Raw genomic sequence first — 23067 nt, forward strand, 5'->3', positions numbered from 1 at the left:
CCTCAGTACTGGTGCGGCTGGCTCCGGCCCAGCCGCGAGCGGATCTGGATCAGGTCGGTCGCGTGGCGCTCCAGTGCGCGGTCCTCGGGCAGGCGCGGCACCCACGGGCGCACCGGCACCTCGTGGTCGTCCTCGCCCAGGGCCGTGTAGACGATCGTGCAGTGCGTGGTGGTCTGCAGTTCGGTCCGGCGCGGGTCACCGGAGCGCACCCACACCGAGACGTGCATCTCGGAGCCGTCGGTGTAGATGAGCCGAGCGTCCACCTCGACGATGTCGCCGATGTACATGGGCCGGTAGAACCGGAACCCGCCGGCGTAGGTGGCGCGGGCGTGACCGTGGAACCACCGCTCCGCTACGAGCTTGCCGGCGGTCATGATCCAGTGCATGACGTAGCCGCCGTGCACCTTGCCGCCCCAGTTCACGTCGGTCGGCGCGGCCAGGAACCGCAGGGTCTCCCGGCAGGTCTCGGTGGCGTCCGAGTACACCTGCACCGCCATGGCTTCCTCGACCTCGCGGCGCACGGCGGTCAGCATCTGGGCGCGCTCGTTCTCCTCGCGCTCCCAGTCGTCCTCCGGCGTGAACGGGGGCACGGGCGTGGGCTTGCCGTCGGCGTCCATGGCCACGAAGACCAGCAGGCACTGGGTGTTGGTGACGCGCACGTCCTCGCGCGGGTTGTGGCTGGTGACGGTACAGACGACCTGCAGCGAGGTGCGGCCGGTGTAGACCACGCGCGCTTCGACCTCGACCATGTCGCCCACGTTGACGACGCGGTGCAGGTGGATGTTCCCGACGTAGCCGGTGACCGAGTAGTGCCCCGACCAGGCCGCGGCGGCCGCGTAGCCGGCCTTGTCGATCCACTCCAGGATCTTGCCGCCGCCCACGTAGCCGCGGACATTGGCGTCCATCGGCGCCGCGAGGAACCGCAGGACGACGCTCTTCTGGCCGCCCACGTGCGCGTGCTCGATCTCAGACAGCCTCATCGCCTCCCGATCGCGTGCACGCTGAAGTCGTTCATCACCGCGGCCAACCGGGCGGCGCGCTCGGACCGGAAGACCTCCTCCAGCGACAGCGGCTCGCCGTCGGGGCCCGACAGCGGCACGCGCCAGTTCGGGTACTCGTCGACGGTGCCCGGCTGGTTCTGCGTCTTGCGGTCGCCCACGGCGTCCGTGAGCGCGGCGCACAGCACCCGCGCCGGCGAGGCGACGATCCAGCGGTGCATGGCCAGCACCTTCTCGGCCACGTCGGTCTCGCCCTCGACGAGGAAGCCGCGCTGCACGAGCCCACGGTTCCAGGTGTCGAAGGTCCGCTCGGCCAGGGCGAGCTCCTCGTCCAGCGACTCGGTGAGCATGCCCAGGCTGTGCTGCAGCCGGATGTGGTCCAGGGCGAGGTAGCCGGCCGTCGGCGGCATGTCGTGCGTGGTGACCGACGCCATGCAGTACTCGCGGTAGGCCTCGGGAGGCAGGGGGACGCCGCCGTCCTGCATCTCGAACCAGGCCACGGACGTGCCCAGGATGCCCCGATCGCGGAGGTAGTCACGGACCCACGGCTCGACGGTGCCGAGGTCCTCGCCCACGACGAGCGCGCCGGCGCGCTGGGCCTCGAGCAGCAGGATGCCGACCATGGCCTCGTGGTTGTAGCGCACGTAGGCGCCCTCGGTCGGGGGCAGGCCCTCCGGGATCCACCACAGGCGGAACAGGCCCATGATGTGGTCGACGCGCAGGCCGCCCGAATGGCGCAGGTTGCCGGCCACCATCGCGCGGAACGGCGCGTAGCTGAGGTCCTCGAGCCGGTCCGGACGCCACGGGGCCTGGCCCCAGTCCTGGCCGAGCTGGTTGTAGTGGTCCGGCGGGGCGCCCACGCTGACGCCCTGGGCGAACGCGTCGCCGAGCACCCACGCCTCGGCGCTGGAGCGGCTCACGCCCACCGCCAGGTCGTTCATGATGCCGACCTTCATGCCGGCGGCCCGCGCGGCGGACTGCGCCTCGCGGAGCTGGTTGTCGGCCACCCACTGCAGCCAGACGAAGAAGTCGACGTCGCGGGCGTACTCGGCGGCGAAGGCGGCCACCTCGGGCGAGCTGGGCCGCAGGTACTCGGCCGGCCACTCGCGCCAGTTCAGCCCGAACGTGCTGACCAGCACGCACCAGGTCGCGAACTGCGACAGGGTGCGCCCCTCGGCGCGGACGAAGCTCTCCTTGGCCATCATCCGCACCTCGGAGAGGCCCTCGTCGTAGACGATCCGCAGCGCGGCGAGCTTGGCGAGCCAGATCGCGTTGCGCTCGATGCGGTCGGACCCGGCGAGCTGCTTGTCGAGCTCGGCCTTGATGTCGGCGATCCGCCGGCGCTTGTTCTCGTTCAGCGTCGCGTACTCGGGGATGAACTCGGGGCGCACGTACAGGGGGTTCACGTAGCGGCGCGAGCTCGGCAGGTACGGCGAGGGCTCCAGCGGCGGCATCGGCTGCGCGGCGTGGAGCGGGTTGACCAGCAGGTAGTCGGCGAAGTGCTGCGTGCCCGACCACGTGGCGAGGTCGCCGAGGTCGATCAGGTCGCCCATGCCCCACGAGTTGGCCGAGCGCACGCTGTACAGCTGCGTCGCGTAGCCCCAGACCCGGCGGTTGCCCATCGCCTCGGGGAAGCCGAGGAAGCGCGGCGTGACGACCAGCGTCTCCTCGACGGTGCTGCCCGGTGTCTCGAGGACCAGGCGGTGGTAGCCCAGCGGCAGCTCGGCGGGCAGGGCGAAGGTGGCCTCACCCACCCACGCGCCGTCGATCTCGCGGTCGGGCTCGTGGTTGTCGACCTGCCACGCCTCCCAGCGCCCGCCCTCCTCGAGGCGGATGTGCACCGACGCCGGCGAGCCCGCCGGGACGTGCACGTTCACGTGGGCCTGCGAACCCTGCTGCATCACGGTGCACGGGGGCAGCCCGCGGCGCCAGGGACGGAGGGCCTCGTCGGTGAGCGCCTGGTGGGCGGCCTCGTCGGTCGAGGCGTCCACGCCCATGCCGGCGAGGATGCCGACGACGGTGGCGTCGTCCACCTCGGTCAGGCGACCCTTCCAGTCCCAGAACTCGGTGGAGATGCCGAAGGCAGCGGCGAGGTCGGCCAGCACGCGGTTGGTCAAGGGCATGCCCTCAACCCTAGTGCAGTCGGGGCCTCCCGACCGAAACTTCAGGCGGGGTCGGCCTCGAACGGCTGGACGAGGCGGCGCAGCAGCGCGGCGATCTGCTCGCGCTCCCCCATCGACAGGCCGTCGAGGATGTGCTGCTCGCGCTCGAGCAGGTCGGCCAGGGCCGCCTCGACGAGCTCGCGTCCGGGCGTGAGCAGCCGGACGCGCACCCCACGACGGTCGCGCGGATCGGGGAGGCGCTCGACCAAGCCGCGCGCGGCGAGGCGGTCGATGCGGTTGGTCATGGTGCCGGAGGTCGACAGGGTCTGCTGGATCAGCTGGCCGGGCGACAGCTCGTAGGGCGGGCCCTCGCGGCGCAGCGCGGCGAGGACGTCGAACTCCCAGGTGTCGAGGCTGTGGATGGCGAAGGCGTCGCGACGCTCGAAGTCGAGATGGCGTGCCAAGCGGCTCACCCGCGAGAGGACGCGCAACGGGGACACGTCGAGGTCGGGCGTCTCACGGGCCCACGCCTGCAGGATCCTGTCCACCTCGTCCATCTTGCGTACCTCCTGGCTACCCAGCTCTCGGCAGCGAGAAGCTTGGTGTCGAGATTCTAGCCACCGAGATGCTTTGTACGAAGGTGTTGCACAAATCGTGACCGGGCCGTGCCCAAGTGCTCAGGCCGACGCCAGCGAGTGGTTCGCCACGTATCCGATCGACCGCGCGGCCAGGAGGCCGAGCAGGGCGGGTACCACGAGCGCCGTCATCACCCAGCCGAACGTGACCGCGTCGGGGGCCGAGGCGGCCAGCGCGGCGAAGATCGTCCCCGCCGCGCCGGTCAGCAGCGCGTTGCCGGTCGTCTCCCCCACCTGCAGCGAGCTGGTGTTGCGGCCGATCTCGGCGGCCGGCGAGAGCTGCATCGTGGCCAGCGCCGTGGACGAGCTCTGCAGCCCCATGCCCACCCCGGCGAGCAGGCTGGCGGCCAGCGGCAGCACCAGCGAGGACCCGCCCCACCAGCCCGCCACCGCGAGCAGCGCCGTCCCGGCCGCCACGCTGGTGGCGCCGGCGACGATGATCCGGTCGCGGGAGAGCCGCAGCCACGGGCGCGCCTGCAGCCAGGACCCGCCCATCCAGCCCACCGAGCCGAGCGTGATGACCACGCCGGCCAGCTGCAGCGGCACCCCGCGGGTGGTGAGCATGAGGGGCAGGAAGGCCTGGGTGCCGAAGAACGTCCCCGAGACGAGCAGGCGGGTGTTGACCACCGACGGCAGGCCGGACGCCGCGGGTGCGAACCCGCGGGGCATCAGCCTCCGGAACCACATCCCCACCAGGACCAGGCCGACGACCAGCCACAGCAGCGACAACGGCTCGAGCCGCTGCCCGGCCACCTGGAGCAGCGCGATGCCGGCCGCGACGGCCACGGCGGCGTGGACGGGCACGGGGTCGGCCTCGCCGGCGTCGGCGTCCGGTTCGCGCGCCGCGAGGTGCGCCAGCCCGGGCGCCATCAGGGCCAGACCGAGCGCCACGAACGGCAGCACCGCCCAGAACACCCAGTGCCACGAGAAGGTCTCGCTCAGCCACGCCGCGACGGCCGGCCCCACGAAGGAGGGCAGCATCCAGCAAGCGGAGTACCAGGTCATGACCCGCGCACGCTCGGCGGGGTCGTAGGCCACGGCGGTGACCACCATCAGCGTCAGCGCGACGGCCCCGCCGCCCAGGCCCTGGACGAACCGGCCGACCAGCAGCACCAGCATCCAGGGGGCGAGCGCCGCCACCACGACCCCGACGGCGAACACGACCAGCCCGACGAGCAGCGGGCGGACCGGGCCCACGGCGTCCGTGACCCGCCCGGCCACCACGATCGCCACCAGCTGCGCGATCATCACCGCCGTGAACGCCCACGCGTAGAGGTGGAGGTCGCCCAGGTCCGCGGCCGCGGCGGGCATGGCGGTGACCACGGCCATGCCCTCGAAGGCGACGGCCGTGACGCAGGTCAACAGGCCGACGGTCAGGGCGCGGCGCGAGGATGGGGCGGACACGATCCCCCATTCCACCACCCATTCGCGCCTAGGATGAAACGCATGACCCAGCTGACACCCGCACCCGGCTCGCAGACGGTCGTCGACGAGCGCACCGAGTTCCGGCTCGACGAGGGCGACCACGAGCGCTTCAGCCACTACGTGCCGAAGAACAAGCTCACCGAGGCGATGGTCATGGGGACGCCGGTCGTCGCCCTGTGCGGCAAGGTCTGGGTGCCCAGCCGCAACCCCGACCGGTTCCCGGTCTGCCCCGAGTGCAAGGAGATCTGGGAGACCTTCCGCGGCGGCGAGGGCGGTGGCGAGGGCGACGGCGGTCAGGAGTCATGACCCGGCCCCGGACGATCGTCGTCGTCCGCCACGGCAAGAGCTCGTGGAAGACCAACGACCCCGACATCGACCGCCCGCTGTCCCCGCGCGGCACGCGTGACGCGGTCGTGGCCGGCCAGCAGCTGGCGCCGCTCGGCGTCGACGTCGTCCTGGTCTCCCCCGCCACCCGCGCGCAGCAGACCTGGCAGTGCCTCGAGATGGGCGGCCTGGCGTGTGACGACGTGCGCACCACCGACGCGCTCTACCACGCGTGGACGCCCGAGGTCGTCGACATCCTCAAGGCCCTCCCCGCAGCCGCGCGCACCGTGGCGATCATCGGCCACGAGCCCACGCTGAGCGACGTGATCGGCACGCTGGCCGCCCCCTCGCGGCTCGGCGACGAGGTGGCCGTGAAGTTCCCGACCTCGGCGATCGCGGTGCTCACCACCCGCGGCGACTGGGACGCCCTCGCCCCCGGTGCCTGCACCCTCGAGGCCTTCGAGGTGCCGCGCGGATGAACTGGGTGGAGGTTGTCGGGTACGTCGCATCGGCGCTGATCGCGGCGTCCTTCATGATGAAGTCGCTGGTCAAGCTCCGGTGGGTCTCCCTGGTCGGCTCGATCATCTTCGTCGTCTACGCCGTGCTCATCGGCGCCTGGCCGGTCGCGCTCACCAACGCGGTGGTCGCGGTGGCCAACATCGTCCGCCTGCGCAAGGAGCTGGGCACCTCGTCCACGTTCACGGCGGTCCCGATGCGCCCCGAGTCACCGTTCCTGGCCGACTTCCTCGGCGCCCACGCCGACGACATCGCCACCAGCCAGCCGGCCTACCACCCGGCGGACGAGGACACCTTCATCCGCCTGGTGAACCGCGACGGCCTCCCCACCGGCGTGCTGGTGGGCGAGCCCGCGGGCAAGGAGCTGCTGGTCAAGCTCGACTACGTGACGCCGGCCTACCGCGACAGCCTCGGCGCGAAGTGGCTGTTCGGGCAGGGTCGCTCGACCTTCACCGAGGCGGGGTTCACCCGCCTGGTCGCGCACGCGCACACGGCGGTGCACCGCAACTACCTCGAGCTGGTCGGCTTCCGGCCCGAGGGCAACGCGTACGTGCTCGACCTCTCCTGACCGCCGGCGAAGGGCTCAGTACCGGTAGTTCTCCGCCTTGTACGGGCCCTGCACCGGGATGCCCAAGTAGTCGGCCTGCGCGTCGGTCAGGGTGGTCAGCTTCACCCCGAGCGCGTCGAGGTGCAGCCGGGCGACCTCCTCGTCCAGGTGCTTGGGCAGCACGTGCACGCCGGTCGGGTACTCCTCGGGCTTGGTGAACAGCTCGACCTGGGCCAGCACCTGGTTGGTGAAGCTGTTGCTCATCACGAAGCTGGGGTGGCCGGTCGCGTTGCCGAGGTTCAGCAGGCGCCCCTCGGACAGGACGATCACGCCGTGCCCGTCGGGGAAGATCCAGCGGTCCACCTGCGGCTTGATGTTCTGCCGCTCGATGCCGGGGGTCGCCTCGAGGCCGGCCATGTCGATCTCGTTGTCGAAGTGGCCGATGTTGCCCACGATCGCGTTGTGCTTCATCTGCGCCATCTGGTCGGCGGTGACGACGTCGCGGTTGCCGGTGGCCGTGACGACGATGTCGGCGATGCCCACCACGTCGTCCAGCGTCGCGACCTGGTAGCCGTCCATGGACGCCTGCAACGCGCAGATGGGGTCGATCTCGGTGACGATGACGCGTGCGCCCTGCCCCGCGAGGCTCTCGGCGCAGCCCTTGCCGACGTCGCCGTAGCCGCACACGACCGCGACCTTGCCGCCGATGAGCACGTCGGTGGCGCGGTTGATGCCGTCGATGAGCGAGTGCCGGCAGCCGTACTTGTTGTCGAACTTGGACTTCGTCACCGAGTCGTTGACGTTGATCGCCGGGAACAGCAGCGCCTGGGCGTTCGCCATCTCGTAGAGGCGGTGGACGCCGGTGGTGGTCTCCTCCGTCACCCCGCGGATGCTGTTGGCCAGCTCCACGAAGTTGAGCGAGGAGTTCCGCAGCGTCTGCAGGATCACCTTCCACTCAGCCGAGTCGGACGCCGCAGGCTCGGGCACCGCGCCGGCCTTGGTGTACTCGACGCCCTTGTGGACGTACAGGGTCGCGTCGCCGCCGTCGTCGAGGATCATGTTCGGGTGCTGGCCGCCGGGCCAGGACAGGATCTGCTCGGTGCACCACCAGTACTCCGGCAGCGTCTCGCCCTTCCAGGCGAACACCGGGACGCCCTTGGGGTCCTCCGGCGTGCCGTCGCGGCCGACGACGATCGCGGCGGCGGCGTGGTCCTGGGTGGAGAAGATGTTGCAGGACGCCCAGCGCACCTCGGCGCCCAGCCCAACGAGCGTCTCGATCAGCACCGCCGTCTGCACGGTCATGTGCAGGCTCCCGGCGATCCGGGCGCCGGCCAGGGGCTTGGACGCCCCGTAGCGCTCGCGCATCGCCATCAGGCCGGGCATCTCGTGCTCGGCGAGGGTGATCTCCTTGCGGCCGAAGTCGGCCAGGTTCAGGTCAGCAACCTTGTAGTCCACGAGGGGCAACCCTACCGTCCCGGCGGCGGGCCGGACGCCCGGGTGCTACGCGGCGACCCCGGCGCCGAGCAGGGCGTCGCAGGCGGCGACGAGGCGGGCGCGCAGGGCGTCCCCGCGGTCGGCGACCCGGCGCTGCTCGGCGACGTAGGCCGCCTTGCCCTCGGGTGTCTCGATCCGGATCGGCTCCACGCCGAGCGCGGCCAGGTCGTAGGGCGCGGCGCGCATGTCCAGCTCGCGGGCGTCGCGGGCCAGGGCGAGGGCGTCCATGACGAGGTCGGAGGGCACGCCGGGCACCAGCTTGTAGGACCACTTGTACGTGTCCATCGAGGCGTGCAGGCAGCCGGGCTGCTCCAGCTCGACCTGCCGCTCGCGGGTGGGGGCGTGCAGGTTGCGGCCCACGGCGTCCGGGGTGAAGAAGCGGAACGCGTCGAAGTGCGTGCACCGCAGCTGGTGGGCCTCGACCACCGCGTCGGTGCCGTCCGCGCCCAGGCGCAGCGGCCACGCGTGCCGGGTCGCGTCGGTGCGGTAGACCATCGCCCACTCGTGCAGCCCGAAGCACGACCACTGGGCCGGGCGCTCGCGGGTCGCGGCCAGGAGGCGGCGGACGAACGCGACCGTGTCACCCCGGTCGGCCAGGTAGGCGGCCATGTCGACTTCGACCAGGCCGTCGACCTCGCGGTGGTACCGCCAGGCCAGCCGCTCGGACGCCCCCTCCAGCCGGACGCCCGGGCCGGGATACCAGCGGCGCAGCTGCCCGGGGCGGTGGGAGTAGTAAGTCCACAGGAAGTCCTCGACCGGGTGCTTCTCGCCGCGGCGGCGGCGCTCCAGGTGCGCGGCCGCGAGCTCGTCGACGGCCGCGGCGTGGGCGTCCGCGAGCGGGTGCCACTGCGACTCGGCGAGGATCACTGCCGCGAGGCGAGGTGGGCCAGCGCCAGGTCGTAGCCGCCGAGCCCCAGGCCCATGATCGTGCCCACCACGTAGGGCGAGATGACGAGCTGGTGACGCCACTCCTCGCGCGCGTGCACGTTCGAGATGTGCACCTCCACCACCGTCTCGACCTGCACGACGGCGTCGGCGATCGCGTAGGAGTAGTGGGACCACGCGGCTGGGTTGATGACCACCGCGGCCCCGGTCGAGGCGGCCTCGTGCAGCCAGCCGACCATCTCGGCCTCGCTGTCGGTCTGGCGCACCTCGACGTCGAGGCCGAGCCCGCGGCCGGTCCCGACCAGGTGCTCGGCGAGCTCGGCGTGGGTGGTCGCCCCGTAGACCTCGGGCTGGCGCGTGCCCAGCCGGCCGAGGTTGACCCCGTTCAACACCAGGACCTTCATGCCATCCTCCTAGCGGCGGTACTCGCGGCCGAGGCCGACCTGCAGGTAGGCCGCGGCGAACAGGCCCTTGGCCAGCACGGTCGCGTACCGCTCCATCGTGGATCCCTCGGTGTGGGCGAGCTCGGTGACCCGCACGTCCATCACCCGGGCGTTCTCCTCCAGCGCGCGGCGCTGCTCGGCGTGCTCGGGGTCGCCCAGGCCGTCGTCGACCACCACGAGCGTGGGGCGCGCGTCCTCGGACGCCTCGAACGGGTCGGCGAACGGGTCGCGCGGGGCGACGGCGGCCAGGATCGGCAGCAGCTCGGTCGCGTCGGCGGCCAGGGCCACCCGACCGGACGCCGTGCGTACGGCCTCGGCGACCCGGCGGGACGCCCGGGCGGCGAGCACGGACCCGCCCCAGACCACCGGCTGGCTGTCGGCCAGCTCGAGGGCGACCATCTTCGCGGGGTTGGCGGCGATGTCGACGCCGTGGGCGGACTCCAGGGCCACGGCGTCCAGCGCGTCGGCCACGGCGGCGGGCGAGATCGGGGCGCCCAGCCCCATCTCGTGCAGCGCGGCCAGCGCGACGATCGCGGCGGGCATCGGGTCGGCGGTCGAGACCGGCAGCAGCGTGGTGGCGCGGGACTCGGCCTGGCGCGCCAGCGAGGAGTCCTCGGGCGCGGTCACCAGCAGGCGCGAGCCGCGGCGCAGGGCCTCGTGGGCGCAGGTCGCGGCGGCCTGGCCGCCGCCGAGCACGACGACGAGGTCGAGCGGGCCGACCCAGCCGGGCAGGCCCAGGTTGGGCCACGCCACGAAGGGCACCGGGCAGACGGGCTCGAGCACCGCGCGCAGCAGGCGGGCCTCGGGCCCGACCGCGATGACGGCGCGGGGCCGCTGCTCGCCGGCGAGCGACGCGATGGCCGCCTCGGCGGCGGCCGACTCGCGACGCAGGCGCGCCCCGGCCTCGGCCAGCGGGCGCAGCAGGTGGTCGGACTCGGCGAGGATCGCCGGGTCGTCGAGCCGGGACTCGTCGAACTCCGACGCCATGGTCACTTCGCCTCGGGCGCGTGTGCCTCGTCGACCACCAGGATCGGGATGCCGCCCCGCACCGGGTAGGCCAGCCCGCACTCAGGGGACGTGCACACCAGCTCGGACACCTCGTAGGCCCAGGTCAGCTGGCCGTGGCAGGCCGGGCAGACCAGCAGCTCCAGGACGCCGGGAACCAGGTCACTCATCGTTTCCTCCTCGGATGACAGCCAGCGCCTCGTCGCGCAGGGCGGCCATGGTGGCCGCGTCGCGCGCCTCGACGTTGAGCCGCAGCAGCGGCTCGGTGTTGGACGGCCGCACGTTGACCCACCAGTCGTCGGTGGAGATCGTGGTGCCGTCCTCCTCATCGATCGTGCCACGCCCGGCGAACGCGGCGCGCACGCGGTCGAGCACCGGCGCCACGGCGGGCACCGTCGAGTTGATCTCGCCGGAGGGCTCCCACCCGGCGTAGCGGGCGGCCAGCTCGGACATCGACGCCTCGCCGCGGCCGAGCATGGCCAGCACGTGCAGGCCGGCGAGCATGCCGGTGTCGGCGCCCCAGAAGTCGCGGAAGTAGTAGTGCGCCGAGTGCTCCCCGCCGAAGACCGCGTCGTGCTCGGCCATGTGCGCCTTGACGCTGGTGTGCCCGACCCGGCTGACGACGAGGCGGCCGCCCGCGGCGTCCACTGCCTCGGCCACGGACCGCGAGGTGATCTTGTTGACCACGATCGTGCCGCCGGGCTCGCGGGCGAGCTCCTGCGTGGCGATCATCGCCGTCACGATCGAGGGCGAGACGACCTCGCCGCGCTCGTCGATGATGAAGCAGCGGTCGGCGTCCCCGTCGAAGACCAGGCCGACGTCGGCGCCGTGCTCGCGCACCGCGGCCTGGGCGTCGAGGAGGTTCTCGGGGATGAGCGGGTTCGGCATGTGGTTCGGGAACGTGCCGTCGAGGTCGAGGTAGAGCCCCACGAGGTCGAGGTCGAGCGAGCCCAAGGCGGCGGGCGTGGTGAGGCCGGCCATGCCGTTGCCGGCGTCCACGACGACCTTCAGCCGGCGCAGCCCGGTCAGGTCGACCAGGTGGTGCAGGTGGGCGACGTAGGCGTCGAGCACGTCGACGGTGCGGTACCCGCCGGGCTCGGACGCCGGGGCGGGCCGGGCACCCAGGGCCGCGTCCCGCATCGCGACCAGCGCGTCGGCGGGGACCGGCGCGGCGCCGGGCAGGCAGAACTTCACGCCGTTGTACTCGGCGGGGTTGTGGGAGGCGGTGAACTGGACGCCGTGCAGGCCGAGCGTGCCCGAGGCGAACCAGAGCTCGTCGGTGCTGGTCAGGCCGGCGTCGACGACCGACGCCCCCTGGGCGCGAGCGCCCTCGGCGAACGCGGCGGCCACCTCGGCCCCCGTGACGCGCATGTCACGGCCCATGACGAACTCGGCACCGGCCAGCCCGAAGACCTCGACGAAGGCGGCACCCACGGCACGGACGCCGTCGAGGTCCCACTCGGCACCGGGCGCCCCGATGACGCCGCGGATGTCGTTGGCCTTGAAGATTCCCGCCGTGATCACCGCGCAAGACTATCGGCTGGTACCACCCGGGTCGGCCACGACGCCGAGGTGGCCCTTGCGCCGGGTCAGGACCGGCTCGGCGAGGGCGGCGGGGCGCGGGTCGTCCCACGTGAGGCCCACCTCGCGCACGGCGTCGGCCAGCGCGAGCAGGTCGTCGGCGGTGTGCACGGGGCCGCCCTCCTCCAGCGGGAGCCGGATCAGCTCCCAGCCGCGGGGCGTCGACAGGCCGGCGCAGTGGTCGCGGCACAGGTCGTGCGAGCCCGGCTCGTGGCGCAGGGCCAGCGGGCCCACGACCGCGGCGCGGTCGGAGTAGGCGTACGTCAGGGTCGCCACGGCCATCTGGCCGCAGCCCGTGCGCGAACACAACCGCTGCTTCACCCGAGGCACGCTACCGGCCGCCCGGCCCGGCGCCCGGCTGCGACACCCGCGCGGGCTAGAGTGACGGCCATGCTCAAGCACCGGGACCGGCACAACCGCGGGATGCGCGGCCGGCTCGCGTGGCCCAACCCCTACACCGGCGCGCCGGTGCCCCTGCGGTCGCGCCAGACCAAGGCGCAGTTCTTCGTGATGTGCGTCCACGACGCGCTCGCGCAGATCCAGGAGCACTGCCCGCAGGCGCTGACGTCCATGGACGTCGGGATCGAGGACGTGCCCGACGTCGGCGTGGGCTGGACGCAGGACCGGGTCCCCCTGGCGGCGGCGGTCTCGGCGCTGCCCGACCGGAACGGCCAGGTCGTGGTGTTCCGGCGGCCGCTGGAGCGGCGGGCGCAGACACGGCAGGGCCTGCGGATCCTGGTGTTCCGCACGATCGTGGAGCAGTTGAGCGAGGCGACCGGCATCCCGGTCGACGACATCGACCCCGACGGCCACCGGGCCGACGACGACTGGGACGACTAGGTCAGACGGCGCGGCGCTTCAGCTTGCGGCGCTCGCGCTCGGAGAGGCCGCCCCAGATGCCGAAGCGCTCGTCGTGGCCGAGCGCGTACTCCAGGCACTCGGCCCGGACCTCGCACGTCTGGCAGACCTTCTTGGCCTCACGCGTCGAGCCACCCTTCTCGGGGAAGAAGGCCTCGGGGTCGGTCTGGGCGCACAGGGCACGCTCCTGCCACCCCAGGACGCCCTCGTCGACGTGGCCGACAACCGTGAGCTCGCGCATCCGTGGACCCTCCTCGACTCGCCGACGACGATGCTTGACAAGGGAATTACACCCTTGTCATTAGCGATCCGTCAAGCCGGATCGGGGAAATCTGTCGACAAATCCCACCGATGGCCCGGCTCAGGGCCGCCCGTCGGTGCCCTCCGGACGCGCCTCGGGCTCCCCCGCGTCGAGGGCCGGGCGGGTCACCGGCTGCCAGCCCGTGCCGCCCCCGGGGACGCCCCAGCCGCTCGGCTGCGCACCGCTGGCGGCGTCGCTGGCGGAGGTCCAGACGCTGCCGCTGGCGGCGTCCGGGGCCCACGTCGGGGCCGGCGGCGCGGGCTCGGACGCCTCGGCGATCGCCGGCGCCTCCTCCGCCACGACGGCCGGGGCGACCTGGATCCGCCCGGCGCTCATGCCGCGGTGGATCAGCCACAGGGTGACCGCACCGACGATCTTCAGCACCACGTCGAGCAGGCCGCCCAGCACCTCGAGCACGACCGCGAGCGCCCCCGAGGAGGCGGGCAGGCCCAGCAGCGCGCCGAGCACGGTGAGCAGGGTGCCGATGGTCACGACGGTGGCGGCCGCGGCGACGAGGCGGCGGGCGCTCGGGACCGGCGCTTGGAACACGCACGCGGTGACCAGCGCCACCAGGGCCATCAGCAGCGTGAGGCTCATGGCCTCGAGGGAGACGTCCTGGGCGGCCGCGGAGAACGGCGCCCCGGTCCCCAGCGCGAGCACGAACCGGACCACCGCCAGGACGATGCCGACGGCGGTCACGCCGACGACGATCCAGGCGACGGGCTCGCGGAGCCTCAACAGGTTCTCGACCATGGGTGCCTTCCTCAGGTGTACTCGGGTCCGGCGGCGTCGGAGACGGCCGCGACGAGGGACTTGACGGCCTCGGCGCCGGACAGCGTGGTGACCAGCGTGGCGTCGGGGGTGTGCACCACGACCATGCCGTTCACCCCCGCCAGGGCCACGACGTGGTCGCCGGTGGTGTTGATGACGAGGTTGTCGGCGGCGTCGCGCGCCACGGCGAGGCCCTCGACGACGTTGCCGTGCTCGTCGGCGGCCAGCACCTCGGCCAGCGAGGCGAACCCGCCGACATCGCGCCAGTCGATGGGCAGCGCGACGGCGGCCACGCGGCCGGTGGCCCGGCCCTGCGAGACGGGCTCCATGATCCCGAAGTCGACCGAGGTCTTCCGCAGGGTCGGGAAGATCGCGCCGAGGCGGTCGGGGTGCGCGGCCAGCTCGGCCACGCGGGCGTGGGTCTCGGGCTCGAGGGCGGCCAGCTGCTCCAGGAAGGTGGCGGCGCGCCAGACGAACATGCCGGCGTTCCACCAGTACTCCCCCGACGCGAGGTAGGCGGCCGCGGTGTCGGCGTCCGGCTTCTCGCGGAACTCGCGCACCGCGCAGGCGGTGGGGAACCCGTCGAGCGCCTCGCCGCGGTGCAGGTAGCCGTAGCCGGTGTGCGGGCTGGTCGGCACCACGCCGAGGGTGACCAGGGCCCGGTCGTCGGCCTCGGCGACGGCGAAGGCCTCCTCCAGGGCAGTGACGAAGGCTTCCATCGGCTCGATGAGCTGGTCGGCGGTGAGGTGCGCGACGACGGCCTCGGGGTCGCGGGCGGCCAGGACGGCGGCCGGCCACGCGACGGCGTTCAGGGAGTCGCGTCCCTCGGGCTCGCCGAGCAGGTTGGCGGCCGGGACCTCGGGGAGGTCCTCGGCCACGGCGTCCAGGTAGGCGGCGCCGGTGACCACGAGCACCCGCTCGGGCGGGACGACGCGGATCGCGCGCTCGAACGCCAGCCGGAGCAGGCTGGTGCCGCCGATCAGCTTGAGGAGCTGCTTGGGCGTACCCTTGCGGGACAGGGGCCACAGGCGCGTGCCCGAGCCGCCCGCCATGATCACGACGTAGCGCATGACGCCGATGCTAGCGGCCGACCTATGCTGGCCCCGTGAGCCCACTCCGCCCGGTCAGCGCCCATCTGGACCGCCTCACCCGCACCGCCGGCGGCGCACCGCTCCTCACCCACTACGGGCCCGCGGGCGAGCGCACCGAGCTGTCGGTGGCCAGCTTCGCCAACTGGGTGGCCAAGACCGTGAACCTCCTCGACGACCTCGGCATGGCCGACGGCGACGTCGTCTCCCTGCCGGTCCTGGCCGACCGCCCGGCGCACTGGATGGGGTTGGTCTGGCCCTTCGCGCTGTGGCGGGCCGGGCTGCCCGCCCACCTCGACGACCCGGACGCCGACGCCGCGGTCGTCGGGCCGATAGACCCCCGGCCGGTCGCCCCCACGACGCTCGCGTGCTCGCTCGACCCGTGGGGCCGGGCGCTGGCCGACCTGCCCGACGGCGTCGCCGACTACTCCTCCGAGGCGCTCGCCCAGCCGGACGCCGCGGCCTCCACCTCCGCACCCCTCGACTCCCCCGCCTGGGCCGACGGCGGGCGGACGCTCACCGTGGGCGACGTGGCCGCGCTGGAGCCGATCACCGACCGCGTGCTGGCCCGCCCCGCCACCGCGTGGGAGGCGGTCTCGCTGCTGGCCCGCGCGATCCTCGGGGGCGGCTCGGTCGTGTTCACCGAATCCGACGGGGACCCGGCGCGCACGGCGTCCGCCGAGAAGGCGCGGTTCGTAGCATGAGGGGTCGCCCCGCCCCGAGGAAGGACCCGAGATGACCGTGTCGCGCCGCGCCCTGCTGCTGGGCGCCGCCTCGACCGCCGCGCTGGCGGCGTGCTCGAAGGCTCCGGCCCCGCTGGTGACGCCGTCGGCGTCCCCCACCGGCTCGGTGCGCGACCAGCTGCAGCAGGTCATGGACGCCTACGGCGCCAACACCGACCAGCTGGGCGTCTCGGTCAAGGACCTCCGCACCGGGGCCGAATTCGCCTGGCACGGCGACTACGTCAGCCAGTCGGCGTCGATGGCCAAGGTGATGATCGTGCTGATGGCGCTCGTCCAGGCGCGCGAGGCGGGCGAGGAGCTGTCCTTCGAGGACTACGGCCGCGCGTCCCGGGCGATCATCGACTCCGAGAACGACCCCGCCGACGAGCTGTGGGCCAAGGTGGGCGGGCGCGACGCCTACACCGAGCTGGCGCGCGAGCTGGGCCTGCCCAACACGCACGGCGACGACCGCAGCGAGTTCTGGTCCTGGACCAACACCACCCCCGACGACCAGCGCAAGCTGGCCGAGCTGCTGGTGAAGGGCTCCCCCGCCATCCACGTCGAGGACCAGCTCTACCTGCTCGACCTGATGTCCAAGACCAACCCCGGGCACACGTGGGGCGTCGGCCACGACCGCGAGCGCAACGTCGTGCACGTGAGCATGAAGAACGGCTGGGTGCAGTTCAAGAGCATCGACAACCTGTGGGGCGTCAACTCGATGGGCTACGTGCAGGGCAAGGGCCGCAGCTACGTGGCCGCGATCATGAGCCGCATGCCGACCTTCGACGAGGGCCGCGCCCTCGTGGACGCCATCGGCGCCGACCTGTTCGACATCCTTGAGGGCGAGCTGGCCTGAGCCGCCTCAGGAGACGCCGCAGATCTCGGTGAGGTCCTCGGTCCGGCGCTCCTCGCTGAACGTCGCGTCGGTCTTCGGCGCGGTCTTCGCCACCACGGGCTTGGCCTCCTCGGCCCCGCCCGACACGGGCTCGGCGGGCCGCTCCACCTTCTCCACCGGCGCGGCCACCTCCCCGGACGCCGCCCCACCGGACGCCGCGGGCTCGGCCTGCGCCTGCTCCCGGGCCTCCTTGTCGAGGGCCACGGACGCGGCGATGGTGTCATTCACGGTCTGCCGGATGAGGCCGAGGTCGGGCTTGACCGGCTCGATGAGCGGCGGCGCGAAGCTGACCGAGGCGATCGGGAGGCGACGGCCGGCGTCCGCCAGCTCGGCGAGGCGCGCCAGCTGGCTGGTGGGCACGTCGGTGCGCACCATCGCGCTGCCGGCGCGGGCCAGCTCGGTGAAGCGGGTGACGACGTTGAGCGGGGTGGCCTGCTTGGCGAGCGCGTTCACCACGCACTTCTGGCGGGCCATGCGCTCGTAGTCCGACGACCCGTGGCGCGAGCGGGCGAACCACAGCGCCTGGAACCCGTCGAGGTGGACGCCCTTGCCGGGCTGGATGTAGCCCTCCACCTTCGACGACCCTCCGCCGATCGGGACGGCCTTGGCGATGTCGAGCGTGACACCGCCGAGGGCGTCCACGAGCGACTCGAAGCCGCGCATGTCGACCATGGCGTAGTAGTTGATCTTCAGCCCGAGGGTCTCGGCGATGACGTCGCGGGTGGCGGCGAGGCCGGGGTCCTTGACGCCGGTGAACAGCTCGGGATGCTTCTCGGCCTCGGAGTGGACCGCGTTGAGCAGGCAGCTCTGGTCCTCGCACCAGTAGCCGCGCGGGTAGAGCTGGAACAGGGGCGAGGTGCGCGGGAACGGCGCCCACTGCAGGTTGCGCGGCAGGCTGAACAGCACGGTGCGGCCGGTGGTCGCGTTGACCGAGGCCACCATCATCGTGTCGGTGCGGATGCCGGGGCGGTCGGGCTCGGCGTCGGTGCCGAGCAGGAGCACATTGATGCGGCCGTCGTGGGCCACGGCGGTGCCGCCCCCGCCGAAGACGGAGCCGAACAGCTCGGCCTGGCTGCGGGACAGCGCCGAGGCCTGCATCGACCCGAAGCCGATGCCGAGGGCGAGCAGGCCGGACAGGGCGGCCATCCCCCAGCCGCGGCGTCCCATGCCCCGCGGGCGCGAGAGGCGCCAGGCGTCGAGGAACAGCAGCGCCCACCCCACGCCGAGCACGACCACGACGACCGAGGCGACCCACTGGGTGACCGGGTGCGCATACACGGCCAGCGCCCAGTCGCGGCGCAGGAGGGCGAGCGCGATGAAGGAGACGAGGGCGGCGACGACGACCAGCCAGACCCTCAGGGCGAACCGTCCCACGCCCCGTCCGCCGGCGATCACCTGGGCCGAGCCGGGCACGAGCAGGGTCAACGCGAGCAGCGAGATGCCGCGGCGGAACGCGACGCGCTCACTGCGCTCGCGGACCGTCGGCGGGGAAGCGTCGGACATACCTACACCTCTGGGGGAAGACAGCAGGATCGGTTGGTCCAGTCTTGCGGGTGCCGCGCGCCCGGGCGGGGAGGCCCGACGGCGTGTCCGGGGCGCTCAGCTGCCGCGGACGTTGGCGCCCTTCGCCGTCGCGACCGCGCGCAGCTCGTCCTGGAAGGCGAGCATGCGGTCGGTGAGCTCGGGGTCGCCCGCGGCGAGGATGCGCACCGCCAGCAGGCCGGCATTGCGCGCGTTGCCGATCGCGACCGTCGCGACCGGGACGCCCGCGGGCATCTGCACGATCGAGAGCAGCGAGTCCATGCCGTCGAGGTACTTCAGCGGCACGGGGACGCCGATCACCGGCAGCGGGGTCAGCGAGGCGAGCATGCCGGGCAGGTGGGCCGCTCCCCCGGCGCCGGCGATGATGACCTCCAGCCCGCGGGAGTGGGCCTCGCGGCCGTAGCGGACCATGTCCTCCGGCATCCGGTGGGCGCTGACGACGTCGGCCTCGTACGGGACGTCGAACTCGGCCAGCGCCTCGGCGGCGGCCTGCATGGTGGGCCAGTCGGAGTCCGACCCCATGACGATCCCCACCCGGGGCTGTTGGGGGGCGGCGTGCTTGGGCATGTCAGGCTCCTTCCAGGTGGGCGGACGCCGCGCGCGCGGCCTCCTGCGTGGCCGCGACGTCGGTGCCGCGGACCGTGACGTGCCCGACCTTGCGGCCGGGCTTGACCGACTTCCCGTACAGGTGGACGCGGACGTCGGGGTTGGCCAGGACGACCGGGAGCGAGCCGACGAGGTCGGGGTTGGACCCGCCGAGGACGTTGCTCATCACGACCACCGGCGCGGTCAGGTCGGTGGAGCCCAGGGGCAGGTCGAGGACGGCCCGCAGGTGGTTCTCGAACTGGCTGGTGGCCGCGCCCTCGATGGTCCAGTGGCCGGTGTTGTGGGGGCGCATCGCGAGCTCGTTGACGACGACCTCGCCGGTGGGGCGCTCCATCAGCTCCACCGCGAGGACGCCGACCACCCCCAGCTCGTCGGCGATGCGCGTGGCGAAGGCCTGGATCTCGACGGCGTAGGCCGGGTCGAGCCCGGGGGCCGGCGTGGTGGTCTCGTGGCAGATGCCGTCGCGCTGCACGGTCTCGCTGACCGGGTAGACCACCGACTCCCCGCCGGGTCGGCGCACCACGAGCACCGACATCTCGCGGGTGAAGGGGACGAACTCCTCGGCCACGATAACGACACCGGCGTCCTGGGCCGAGCCCGCGGCGTCCGAGACCCGCTCGGTGGGGCCGAGCGCCCGGCCCAGCGCGGCGAACGGCTCGGCGGCGCCGTCGGGGCCGTCGACCTTCCACACGCCCTTGCCGTCGTAGCCGCCGCGGGAGGTCTTGGCGATCAGCGGCCAGCCGATCTCGTCGCCGAACGCGACAAACTCCTCGGGCGTGCGCGTCACCCGCCACGCCGGGGCCGGGATGTCGAGGCCGGTCAGGCGCTCGCGCATGGCCGCCTTGTCCTGGGCGTACACCAGCGCGTCGGGGCCCGGGCGGACGGCGGTGCCGGCGTCCTGCAGCCCGCGCAGCAGGTCGGTGGGCACGTGCTCGTGGTCGAAGGTCACCGCGTCGACGCCCCGGGCGAACGCGCCGAGCGTCGCGGCGTCGGTGTAGTCGCCCACGTCGGCGCCCGGCACGACCTGGGCGGCCGAGGTGCCCTCGGCCTCGGCCAGCAGGCGCACGCCCAGCCCGAGCGGCGTCGCCGCCTCGTTCATCATGCGGGCGAGTTGCCCGCCGCCCACGATGCCGATGGTCAGGTCCGTCACCCGGTGAAGGTTATCTGGCTTCGCGTTCGGGGGTGGGTCGGTGCCAAGATGGCGACATGACCGCTCACATCGTCGCGATGGGTGGTGGCGGGTTCGCAACGTCGCAGCTCGGAGCCCCCACAGCCCTCGACCGTTACCTCGTCGAACTGACCGGGAAGTCGGCGCCCCTGGTCTGCTTCATCCCGACCGCAGCCGCCGACGACCCCCATTACATCAACAAGTTCCTGGTGGCCTACGGCACGCTGGGCATCCGCCCCATGGTGATGACGCTGTGGCAGGACGCCGCCAACGCGGTCGCGCGCATCCAGGAGGCCGACCTGATCCTGGTCGGCAACGGCGCCACGGTGAACATGTACGCGCTGTGGAAGGCCCACGGCGTCCACAAGGCCATCAAGAAGCGCTACGAGGCCGGCGACGTGGTCCTGGCCGGCACCAGCGCCGGCGGCAACATCTGGTTCGAGGGCTGCGTCACCGACTCGTTCGGTGACTTCCGCGCGTGGCGCGGCGGCCTCGGCCTGCTCGAGGGCAGCTTCTGCAGCCACTTCGGCGACGAGGACGGCCGCGTGCAGGTCTACACCGACGCCGTGGCGTCCGGCGACCTGCCCGGTGGCTTCGCCGCCGACGACGGCGCCGCGGTGCACTTCGCCGACGGCAAGCTCGTGGGTTGCCTCGCCGAGGCCCCCGGCCAGCGCGTGTTCTCGGTGCAGCCTTCCACGATGCCGACCGCGTCCGGCGTCCTGGTGGAACAGCAGTCGGTGCAGCTCGTCTGAGCTCCTGACCCAGCTCTCCGTGCGGCGCCCCGTACCCGTGGTGGGTACGGGGCGCCGCACGGTTGTTCAGGAGAAGATCCAGACCCGCTGCACGACGAAGTTGACCGCCGTGGCCAGCCCCTGGGCGACGACGAAGCCGACGACCTGGGCCACCGTGGTGCCCCACGCGGCCTCCAGCGGGTGGAACAGGGCCGCGAACGTGCCCACCTGCAGCGCGAACGTCAGCAGGTAGAGCGTCGCGACCGCGGCGAGTTTGCCGCGGCTGCCGCCGGACTGGAACGTCCAGCGCGAGTTGATCGCGTAGGCCGTGAGCGTCCCGAACACCCACGAGATCGCCTTGGCCGGGGTCGGGCCCAGGCCGATGGCCATGCCGACCATCAGCAGGCCGAGGTCGACCACGGCCGAGACCCCGCCGGTCGCGACGAACCGGAACAGCTGCGTGCCCAGCGGCAACCGGGCGTCGGAGCCGAGCGGCTCGGGCGGGATCGTCACGCCCGCCATCGTCCCACGCCCGCACTAGATTGGCCCCATGCGCCTCCTCGCCCTGCTCCACGGCCTCGGCCAGACGCCCCAGTCCTGGCAGGACCAGGTCACCGCGATGCCCGCCGGCTTCAAGGCCGTGGCGCCCTGGCTGCGCGGGCTGCGCCCCGGCCGGGCCCAGGAGTTCAGCGTCGAGGGCGCCGCCGACGACGTGCTCGCCCTGCTGAACCAGCACGGGGTCGAGCAGATGTCACTCGTCGGCGTCTCACTGGGCGCGATGGTGGCCCTCGACGCCGCCATCCGGTCACCCGAGACCGTCTCCCACCTCGTGCTGGCCGCCGGGCAGGTGAACCCGCCGAAGTCGGTGATGCGCATGCAGCGGCTGGTGTTCTCGATGGTGCCGGCCAAGCGGCTGGCGTCCATGGGAGTGGAGAAGAGGCGGTTCCTGCAGGCCCTCGACCAGGCCGCCACGATCGACTACCGCTCGCGCCTGGGGCAGGTCACCGCCCGCACGCTGGTGGTCGTGGGCGCCGACGACAAGGCCAACCTGACCGCCGCCCGCGACCTCGCCGCCGGCATCCCCGGCGCGCGGCTGGAGGTCATCCCCGGCGTCGGCCACCAGCCCAACGTCGAGGACCCGGCCGCCTTCAACGCCCTCGTCTGGCCGTTCCTGGCCGACGAGGCCTAGGCCTGGTCGCCCGCAGGTTCGACCTCGACCGGGAAGTTCACCGACGCCGCGATGAAGCAGGCCGCGCCCGCCTCGGCGTGCAGTTGGGGCAGCAGATGCGCCTGCCCCGGGTCGGCCAACGTCACGCGCGGGCGGAGCAGCACGCGGGTGAACCGGCCGCCGATGCCCTCCTGCTCCAGCCAGCCCTGCGGGGTGTCGGTGTAGCCGGTCACCACCACGCCGTGGGTCACCGCCACGTGCAGGAACGACAGCAGGTGGCACTCGCTCACCGCCGCGAGGAGCAGCACCTCAGGGTTCCAGCGGGCCGGGTCGCCGCGGAAGGGCTTGTCGGCCGACAACAGCAGGTCCGGACGCCCCGCGCTGCGGGCCAGCACGTCCCGGCCGTAGGTGCGGAACCCGGACGTGCCCTCGCCGCGGTCGCCGGTCCAGGCGACGTCGAGGGTGTAGGTGTGGGTCGCCATCAGGCCGGGCGCAGGTGCTCGACGTCGCCGGCCACGAAGGTGCGCACGGTGGTGCCGTCGTCGACGACGATGCCGCCGCCGGCGTCCACCCCGACGGCCCGGCCCCGGACGGGCTCGCCGCCGGCCACCCGCACGACGACCTCGCGGCCGATGGTGTCGCAGCGGCGGCGGTAGGCGTCCACGACGTCCTGCCCGGCGTCCCAGGCGGAGAACCACGTCTCGAGGGAGCGCAGGACCGCGGCGACGATCGTGGTGGCCCCGGCGTCCGACCCCTCGAGCCGGGTGGAGGTCGCGGTGGGGACGGGCAGCTGGTCGGCGCGCAGCGCGACGTTCAGGCCGAAGCCGAGGACCGCACGGGGGTGGTCGAGGTCGCCGACCGACTCGCAGAGGATGCCGCACAGCTTGCGCTCGTTCACCAGGACGTCGTTGGGCCACTTGAGGCGGGCGTCCAGCCCCGTGGCGGCCCGGACGCCGTCGGCCACGGCCATGCCCACCAGCAGCGGCAGCCAGCCCCATTCCGGCATCGGACGCCGGGGCGCGACAAGCACGGAGCACGCGACCGAGGTGTCGGGCGGCGCCTCCCAGCGGCGGGCCAGCCGGCCACGCCCGGCGCTCTGGTGCCCGGAGACCAGCACGCGGCCCGCGGGGGCGCCCTCGCGGGACTGCCGGGCCAGGTCGGCGTTGGTGGAGCCGGTGCTCGCGACGACGTCGACGTGCTGCCACAGCCCTCCGGCGACGGCGACGGCCAGGGCGTCCGCCTCGATGAATCCGCTCACGGCC

The 23067-nt window shown here is 73.1% G+C and carries 28 protein-coding genes; 8 read left to right on the plus strand and 20 right to left on the minus strand.

What is annotated here, in order from left to right:
* Positions 1–2 precede the first annotated feature (2 nt).
* From J4N02_RS11520 to J4N02_RS11535, 4 genes are all read right to left on the minus strand, one after another.
* Complete coding sequence (locus J4N02_RS11520; RefSeq protein ID WP_188333067.1) at positions 3–980, minus strand: acyl-CoA thioesterase; 978 nt, start codon at positions 978–980, stop codon at positions 3–5.
* Positions 977–3121, minus strand: a complete 2145-nt coding sequence (gene malQ / locus J4N02_RS11525) for a 4-alpha-glucanotransferase (RefSeq protein ID WP_182818045.1) — start codon at positions 3119–3121, stop codon at positions 977–979. The genes J4N02_RS11520 and malQ overlap by 4 nt, the downstream gene beginning before the upstream one ends.
* A 41-nt stretch (positions 3122–3162) precedes the next feature.
* A complete protein-coding gene (locus J4N02_RS11530) occupies positions 3163–3657 on the minus strand; it encodes a MarR family winged helix-turn-helix transcriptional regulator (protein ID WP_182818044.1) in 495 nt (164 codons plus the stop codon).
* A 120-nt stretch (positions 3658–3777) separates the two neighbouring features.
* A complete protein-coding gene (locus J4N02_RS11535) occupies positions 3778–5139 on the minus strand; it encodes an MFS transporter (protein ID WP_188333068.1) in 1362 nt (453 codons plus the stop codon).
* A gap of 42 nt (positions 5140–5181) precedes the next feature.
* Between J4N02_RS11535 and J4N02_RS11540 the strand changes: the two genes are divergently transcribed.
* Genes J4N02_RS11540 through J4N02_RS11550 form a run of 3 tightly spaced genes read left to right on the plus strand, consistent with a single transcriptional unit; the run spans position 5182 to position 6568 of the window.
* Entirely contained in the window at positions 5182–5466 is a 285-nt protein-coding gene (locus J4N02_RS11540) for a DUF3039 domain-containing protein (protein ID WP_182818042.1), read from the plus strand.
* Positions 5463–5963, plus strand: coding sequence for a histidine phosphatase family protein (locus J4N02_RS11545; protein WP_188333069.1), 501 nt, complete (start codon positions 5463–5465; stop codon positions 5961–5963). Before J4N02_RS11540 ends, J4N02_RS11545 begins: the two co-directional genes overlap by 4 nt.
* Positions 5960–6568, plus strand: a complete 609-nt coding sequence (locus J4N02_RS11550; protein WP_182818040.1) for a YgjV family protein — start codon at positions 5960–5962, stop codon at positions 6566–6568. Before J4N02_RS11545 ends, J4N02_RS11550 begins: the two co-directional genes overlap by 4 nt.
* 15 nt (positions 6569–6583) lie before the next feature.
* Here J4N02_RS11550 and ahcY read toward each other — a convergent pair whose 3' ends face one another.
* The 7 genes from ahcY to J4N02_RS11585 are packed head-to-tail and all read right to left on the minus strand — an operon-like array spanning position 6584 to position 12276.
* Entirely contained in the window at positions 6584–8002 is a 1419-nt protein-coding gene (gene ahcY, locus J4N02_RS11555) for an adenosylhomocysteinase (RefSeq protein ID WP_182818039.1), read from the minus strand.
* 45 nt (positions 8003–8047) lie between these two features.
* A complete protein-coding gene (locus J4N02_RS11560) occupies positions 8048–8908 on the minus strand; it encodes a 3-methyladenine DNA glycosylase (RefSeq protein ID WP_188333070.1) in 861 nt (286 codons plus the stop codon).
* Entirely contained in the window at positions 8905–9330 is a 426-nt protein-coding gene (locus J4N02_RS11565; protein ID WP_182818036.1) for a type II 3-dehydroquinate dehydratase, read from the minus strand. The genes J4N02_RS11560 and J4N02_RS11565 overlap by 4 nt, the downstream gene beginning before the upstream one ends.
* 9 nt (positions 9331–9339) lie before the next feature.
* Entirely contained in the window at positions 9340–10356 is a 1017-nt protein-coding gene (locus J4N02_RS11570) for an SIS domain-containing protein (RefSeq protein ID WP_182818035.1), read from the minus strand.
* A 2-nt stretch (positions 10357–10358) separates the two neighbouring features.
* On the minus strand, positions 10359–10544 hold the full coding sequence (locus J4N02_RS11575; RefSeq protein ID WP_188333071.1) for a Trm112 family protein: 186 nt from the start codon (positions 10542–10544) through the stop codon (positions 10359–10361).
* Complete coding sequence (gene manB / locus J4N02_RS11580) at positions 10537–11898, minus strand: phosphomannomutase/phosphoglucomutase (protein WP_182818032.1); 1362 nt, start codon at positions 11896–11898, stop codon at positions 10537–10539. Before manB ends, J4N02_RS11575 begins: the two co-directional genes overlap by 8 nt.
* 9 nt (positions 11899–11907) lie before the next feature.
* Positions 11908–12276 (minus strand): DUF3499 family protein, encoded by a 369-nt coding sequence (locus tag J4N02_RS11585; RefSeq protein ID WP_182818031.1) that lies wholly within the window; start codon positions 12274–12276, stop codon positions 11908–11910.
* A gap of 69 nt (positions 12277–12345) precedes the next feature.
* On the opposite strand from J4N02_RS11585, the gene J4N02_RS11590 reads away from it, so the two are divergent.
* A complete protein-coding gene (locus J4N02_RS11590) occupies positions 12346–12795 on the plus strand; it encodes a metallopeptidase family protein (protein ID WP_188333072.1) in 450 nt (149 codons plus the stop codon).
* Between the two features lies 1 nt (position 12796).
* On the opposite strand, the gene J4N02_RS11595 is transcribed toward J4N02_RS11590, so the two are convergent.
* The 3 genes from J4N02_RS11595 to J4N02_RS11605 all read right to left on the minus strand — a co-directional run bounded on the left by J4N02_RS11595 (position 12797) and on the right by J4N02_RS11605 (position 14955).
* Positions 12797–13054 carry a WhiB family transcriptional regulator gene (locus J4N02_RS11595; RefSeq protein WP_182818028.1) on the minus strand — a complete coding sequence of 86 codons (258 nt, stop codon included), beginning with the start codon at positions 13052–13054 and terminating at the stop codon, positions 12797–12799.
* 120 nt (positions 13055–13174) lie between these two features.
* Entirely contained in the window at positions 13175–13867 is a 693-nt protein-coding gene (locus J4N02_RS11600) for a hypothetical protein (RefSeq protein WP_188333073.1), read from the minus strand.
* A gap of 11 nt (positions 13868–13878) precedes the next feature.
* Positions 13879–14955, minus strand: a complete 1077-nt coding sequence (locus J4N02_RS11605) for a mannose-1-phosphate guanylyltransferase (protein ID WP_188333074.1) — start codon at positions 14953–14955, stop codon at positions 13879–13881.
* A 35-nt stretch (positions 14956–14990) separates the two neighbouring features.
* Here J4N02_RS11605 and J4N02_RS11610 point away from each other — a divergent pair, with 35 nt between their 5' ends.
* Together J4N02_RS11610 and J4N02_RS11615 are read left to right on the plus strand one after the other, a co-directional pair.
* Positions 14991–15677, plus strand: a complete 687-nt coding sequence (locus J4N02_RS11610; RefSeq protein ID WP_188333075.1) for a TIGR03089 family protein — start codon at positions 14991–14993, stop codon at positions 15675–15677.
* Between the two features lie 31 nt (positions 15678–15708).
* Positions 15709–16551, plus strand: coding sequence for a serine hydrolase (locus J4N02_RS11615; protein ID WP_182818023.1), 843 nt, complete (start codon positions 15709–15711; stop codon positions 16549–16551).
* A 6-nt stretch (positions 16552–16557) separates the two neighbouring features.
* Here J4N02_RS11615 and J4N02_RS11620 read toward each other — a convergent pair whose 3' ends face one another.
* The 3 genes from J4N02_RS11620 to J4N02_RS11630 form a co-directional block, all read right to left on the minus strand.
* Entirely contained in the window at positions 16558–18093 is a 1536-nt protein-coding gene (locus J4N02_RS11620; RefSeq protein WP_188333076.1) for an LCP family protein, read from the minus strand.
* Between the two features lie 96 nt (positions 18094–18189).
* On the minus strand, positions 18190–18699 hold the full coding sequence (gene purE / locus J4N02_RS11625) for a 5-(carboxyamino)imidazole ribonucleotide mutase (RefSeq protein ID WP_188333077.1): 510 nt from the start codon (positions 18697–18699) through the stop codon (positions 18190–18192).
* Position 18700: 1 nt separating this feature from the next.
* Complete coding sequence (locus J4N02_RS11630) at positions 18701–19888, minus strand: 5-(carboxyamino)imidazole ribonucleotide synthase (protein WP_260519430.1); 1188 nt, start codon at positions 19886–19888, stop codon at positions 18701–18703.
* A gap of 56 nt (positions 19889–19944) precedes the next feature.
* Here J4N02_RS11630 and J4N02_RS11635 point away from each other — a divergent pair, with 56 nt between their 5' ends.
* The gene (locus J4N02_RS11635) at positions 19945–20658 is read left to right on the plus strand and encodes a Type 1 glutamine amidotransferase-like domain-containing protein (RefSeq protein ID WP_188333079.1); all 714 of its coding nucleotides are present in this window, start codon (positions 19945–19947) and stop codon (positions 20656–20658) included.
* Positions 20659–20724: 66 nt separating this feature from the next.
* Here the strand turns inward: J4N02_RS11635 and J4N02_RS11640 are convergent, their stop codons facing one another.
* Positions 20725–21150 carry a GtrA family protein gene (locus J4N02_RS11640; RefSeq protein WP_243760793.1) on the minus strand — a complete coding sequence of 142 codons (426 nt, stop codon included), beginning with the start codon at positions 21148–21150 and terminating at the stop codon, positions 20725–20727.
* A 37-nt stretch (positions 21151–21187) separates the two neighbouring features.
* Between J4N02_RS11640 and J4N02_RS11645 the strand changes: the two genes are divergently transcribed.
* Complete coding sequence (locus J4N02_RS11645) at positions 21188–21826, plus strand: alpha/beta fold hydrolase (RefSeq protein ID WP_188333081.1); 639 nt, start codon at positions 21188–21190, stop codon at positions 21824–21826.
* Here J4N02_RS11645 and J4N02_RS11650 read toward each other — a convergent pair.
* Both J4N02_RS11650 and J4N02_RS11655 read right to left on the minus strand, forming a co-directional pair.
* On the minus strand, positions 21823–22287 hold the full coding sequence (locus J4N02_RS11650) for an OsmC family protein (RefSeq protein WP_188333082.1): 465 nt from the start codon (positions 22285–22287) through the stop codon (positions 21823–21825). The genes J4N02_RS11645 and J4N02_RS11650 overlap by 4 nt on opposite strands.
* Positions 22287–23063 carry a biotin--[acetyl-CoA-carboxylase] ligase gene (locus tag J4N02_RS11655; protein WP_243760794.1) on the minus strand — a complete coding sequence of 259 codons (777 nt, stop codon included), beginning with the start codon at positions 23061–23063 and terminating at the stop codon, positions 22287–22289. The genes J4N02_RS11650 and J4N02_RS11655 overlap by 1 nt, the downstream gene beginning before the upstream one ends.
* Between the last annotated feature and the right edge of the window lie 4 nt (positions 23064–23067).

The sequence above is a fragment of the Propioniciclava sp. MC1595 genome (assembly GCF_017569205.1).
Classification (GTDB): Bacteria; Actinomycetota; Actinomycetes; order Propionibacteriales; family Propionibacteriaceae; genus Propioniciclava.

Excerpts from the sequence above, each read along its gene's own strand:
- J4N02_RS11645 (WP_188333081.1), top strand. The coding sequence starts at position 21,188 with ATGCGCCTCCTCGCCCTGCTCCACGGCCTCGGCCAGACGCCCCAGTCC.
- J4N02_RS11590 (WP_188333072.1), top strand. The coding sequence starts at position 12,346 with ATGCTCAAGCACCGGGACCGGCACAACCGCGGGATGCGCGGCCGGCTC.
- purE (WP_188333077.1), bottom strand. The coding sequence starts at position 18,699 with ATGCCCAAGCACGCCGCCCCCCAACAGCCCCGGGTGGGGATCGTCATG.
- J4N02_RS11605 (WP_188333074.1), bottom strand. The coding sequence starts at position 14,955 with ATGCGCTACGTCGTGATCATGGCGGGCGGCTCGGGCACGCGCCTGTGG.
- J4N02_RS11615 (WP_182818023.1), top strand. The coding sequence starts at position 15,709 with ATGACCGTGTCGCGCCGCGCCCTGCTGCTGGGCGCCGCCTCGACCGCC.
- J4N02_RS11600 (WP_188333073.1), bottom strand. The coding sequence starts at position 13,867 with ATGGTCGAGAACCTGTTGAGGCTCCGCGAGCCCGTCGCCTGGATCGTC.
- J4N02_RS11565 (WP_182818036.1), bottom strand. The coding sequence starts at position 9,330 with ATGAAGGTCCTGGTGTTGAACGGGGTCAACCTCGGCCGGCTGGGCACG.
- J4N02_RS11550 (WP_182818040.1), top strand. The coding sequence starts at position 5,960 with ATGAACTGGGTGGAGGTTGTCGGGTACGTCGCATCGGCGCTGATCGCG.
- J4N02_RS11545 (WP_188333069.1), top strand. The coding sequence starts at position 5,463 with ATGACCCGGCCCCGGACGATCGTCGTCGTCCGCCACGGCAAGAGCTCG.
- malQ (WP_182818045.1), bottom strand. The coding sequence starts at position 3,121 with ATGCCCTTGACCAACCGCGTGCTGGCCGACCTCGCCGCTGCCTTCGGC.
- J4N02_RS11570 (WP_182818035.1), bottom strand. The coding sequence starts at position 10,356 with ATGGCGTCGGAGTTCGACGAGTCCCGGCTCGACGACCCGGCGATCCTC.
- J4N02_RS11635 (WP_188333079.1), top strand. The coding sequence starts at position 19,945 with ATGACCGCTCACATCGTCGCGATGGGTGGTGGCGGGTTCGCAACGTCG.
- J4N02_RS11530 (WP_182818044.1), bottom strand. The coding sequence starts at position 3,657 with ATGGACGAGGTGGACAGGATCCTGCAGGCGTGGGCCCGTGAGACGCCC.
- J4N02_RS11650 (WP_188333082.1), bottom strand. The coding sequence starts at position 22,287 with ATGGCGACCCACACCTACACCCTCGACGTCGCCTGGACCGGCGACCGC.
- J4N02_RS11595 (WP_182818028.1), bottom strand. The coding sequence starts at position 13,054 with ATGCGCGAGCTCACGGTTGTCGGCCACGTCGACGAGGGCGTCCTGGGG.
- J4N02_RS11520 (WP_188333067.1), bottom strand. The coding sequence starts at position 980 with ATGAGGCTGTCTGAGATCGAGCACGCGCACGTGGGCGGCCAGAAGAGC.
- J4N02_RS11540 (WP_182818042.1), top strand. The coding sequence starts at position 5,182 with ATGACCCAGCTGACACCCGCACCCGGCTCGCAGACGGTCGTCGACGAG.
- J4N02_RS11620 (WP_188333076.1), bottom strand. The coding sequence starts at position 18,093 with ATGTCCGACGCTTCCCCGCCGACGGTCCGCGAGCGCAGTGAGCGCGTC.
- J4N02_RS11575 (WP_188333071.1), bottom strand. The coding sequence starts at position 10,544 with ATGAGTGACCTGGTTCCCGGCGTCCTGGAGCTGCTGGTCTGCCCGGCC.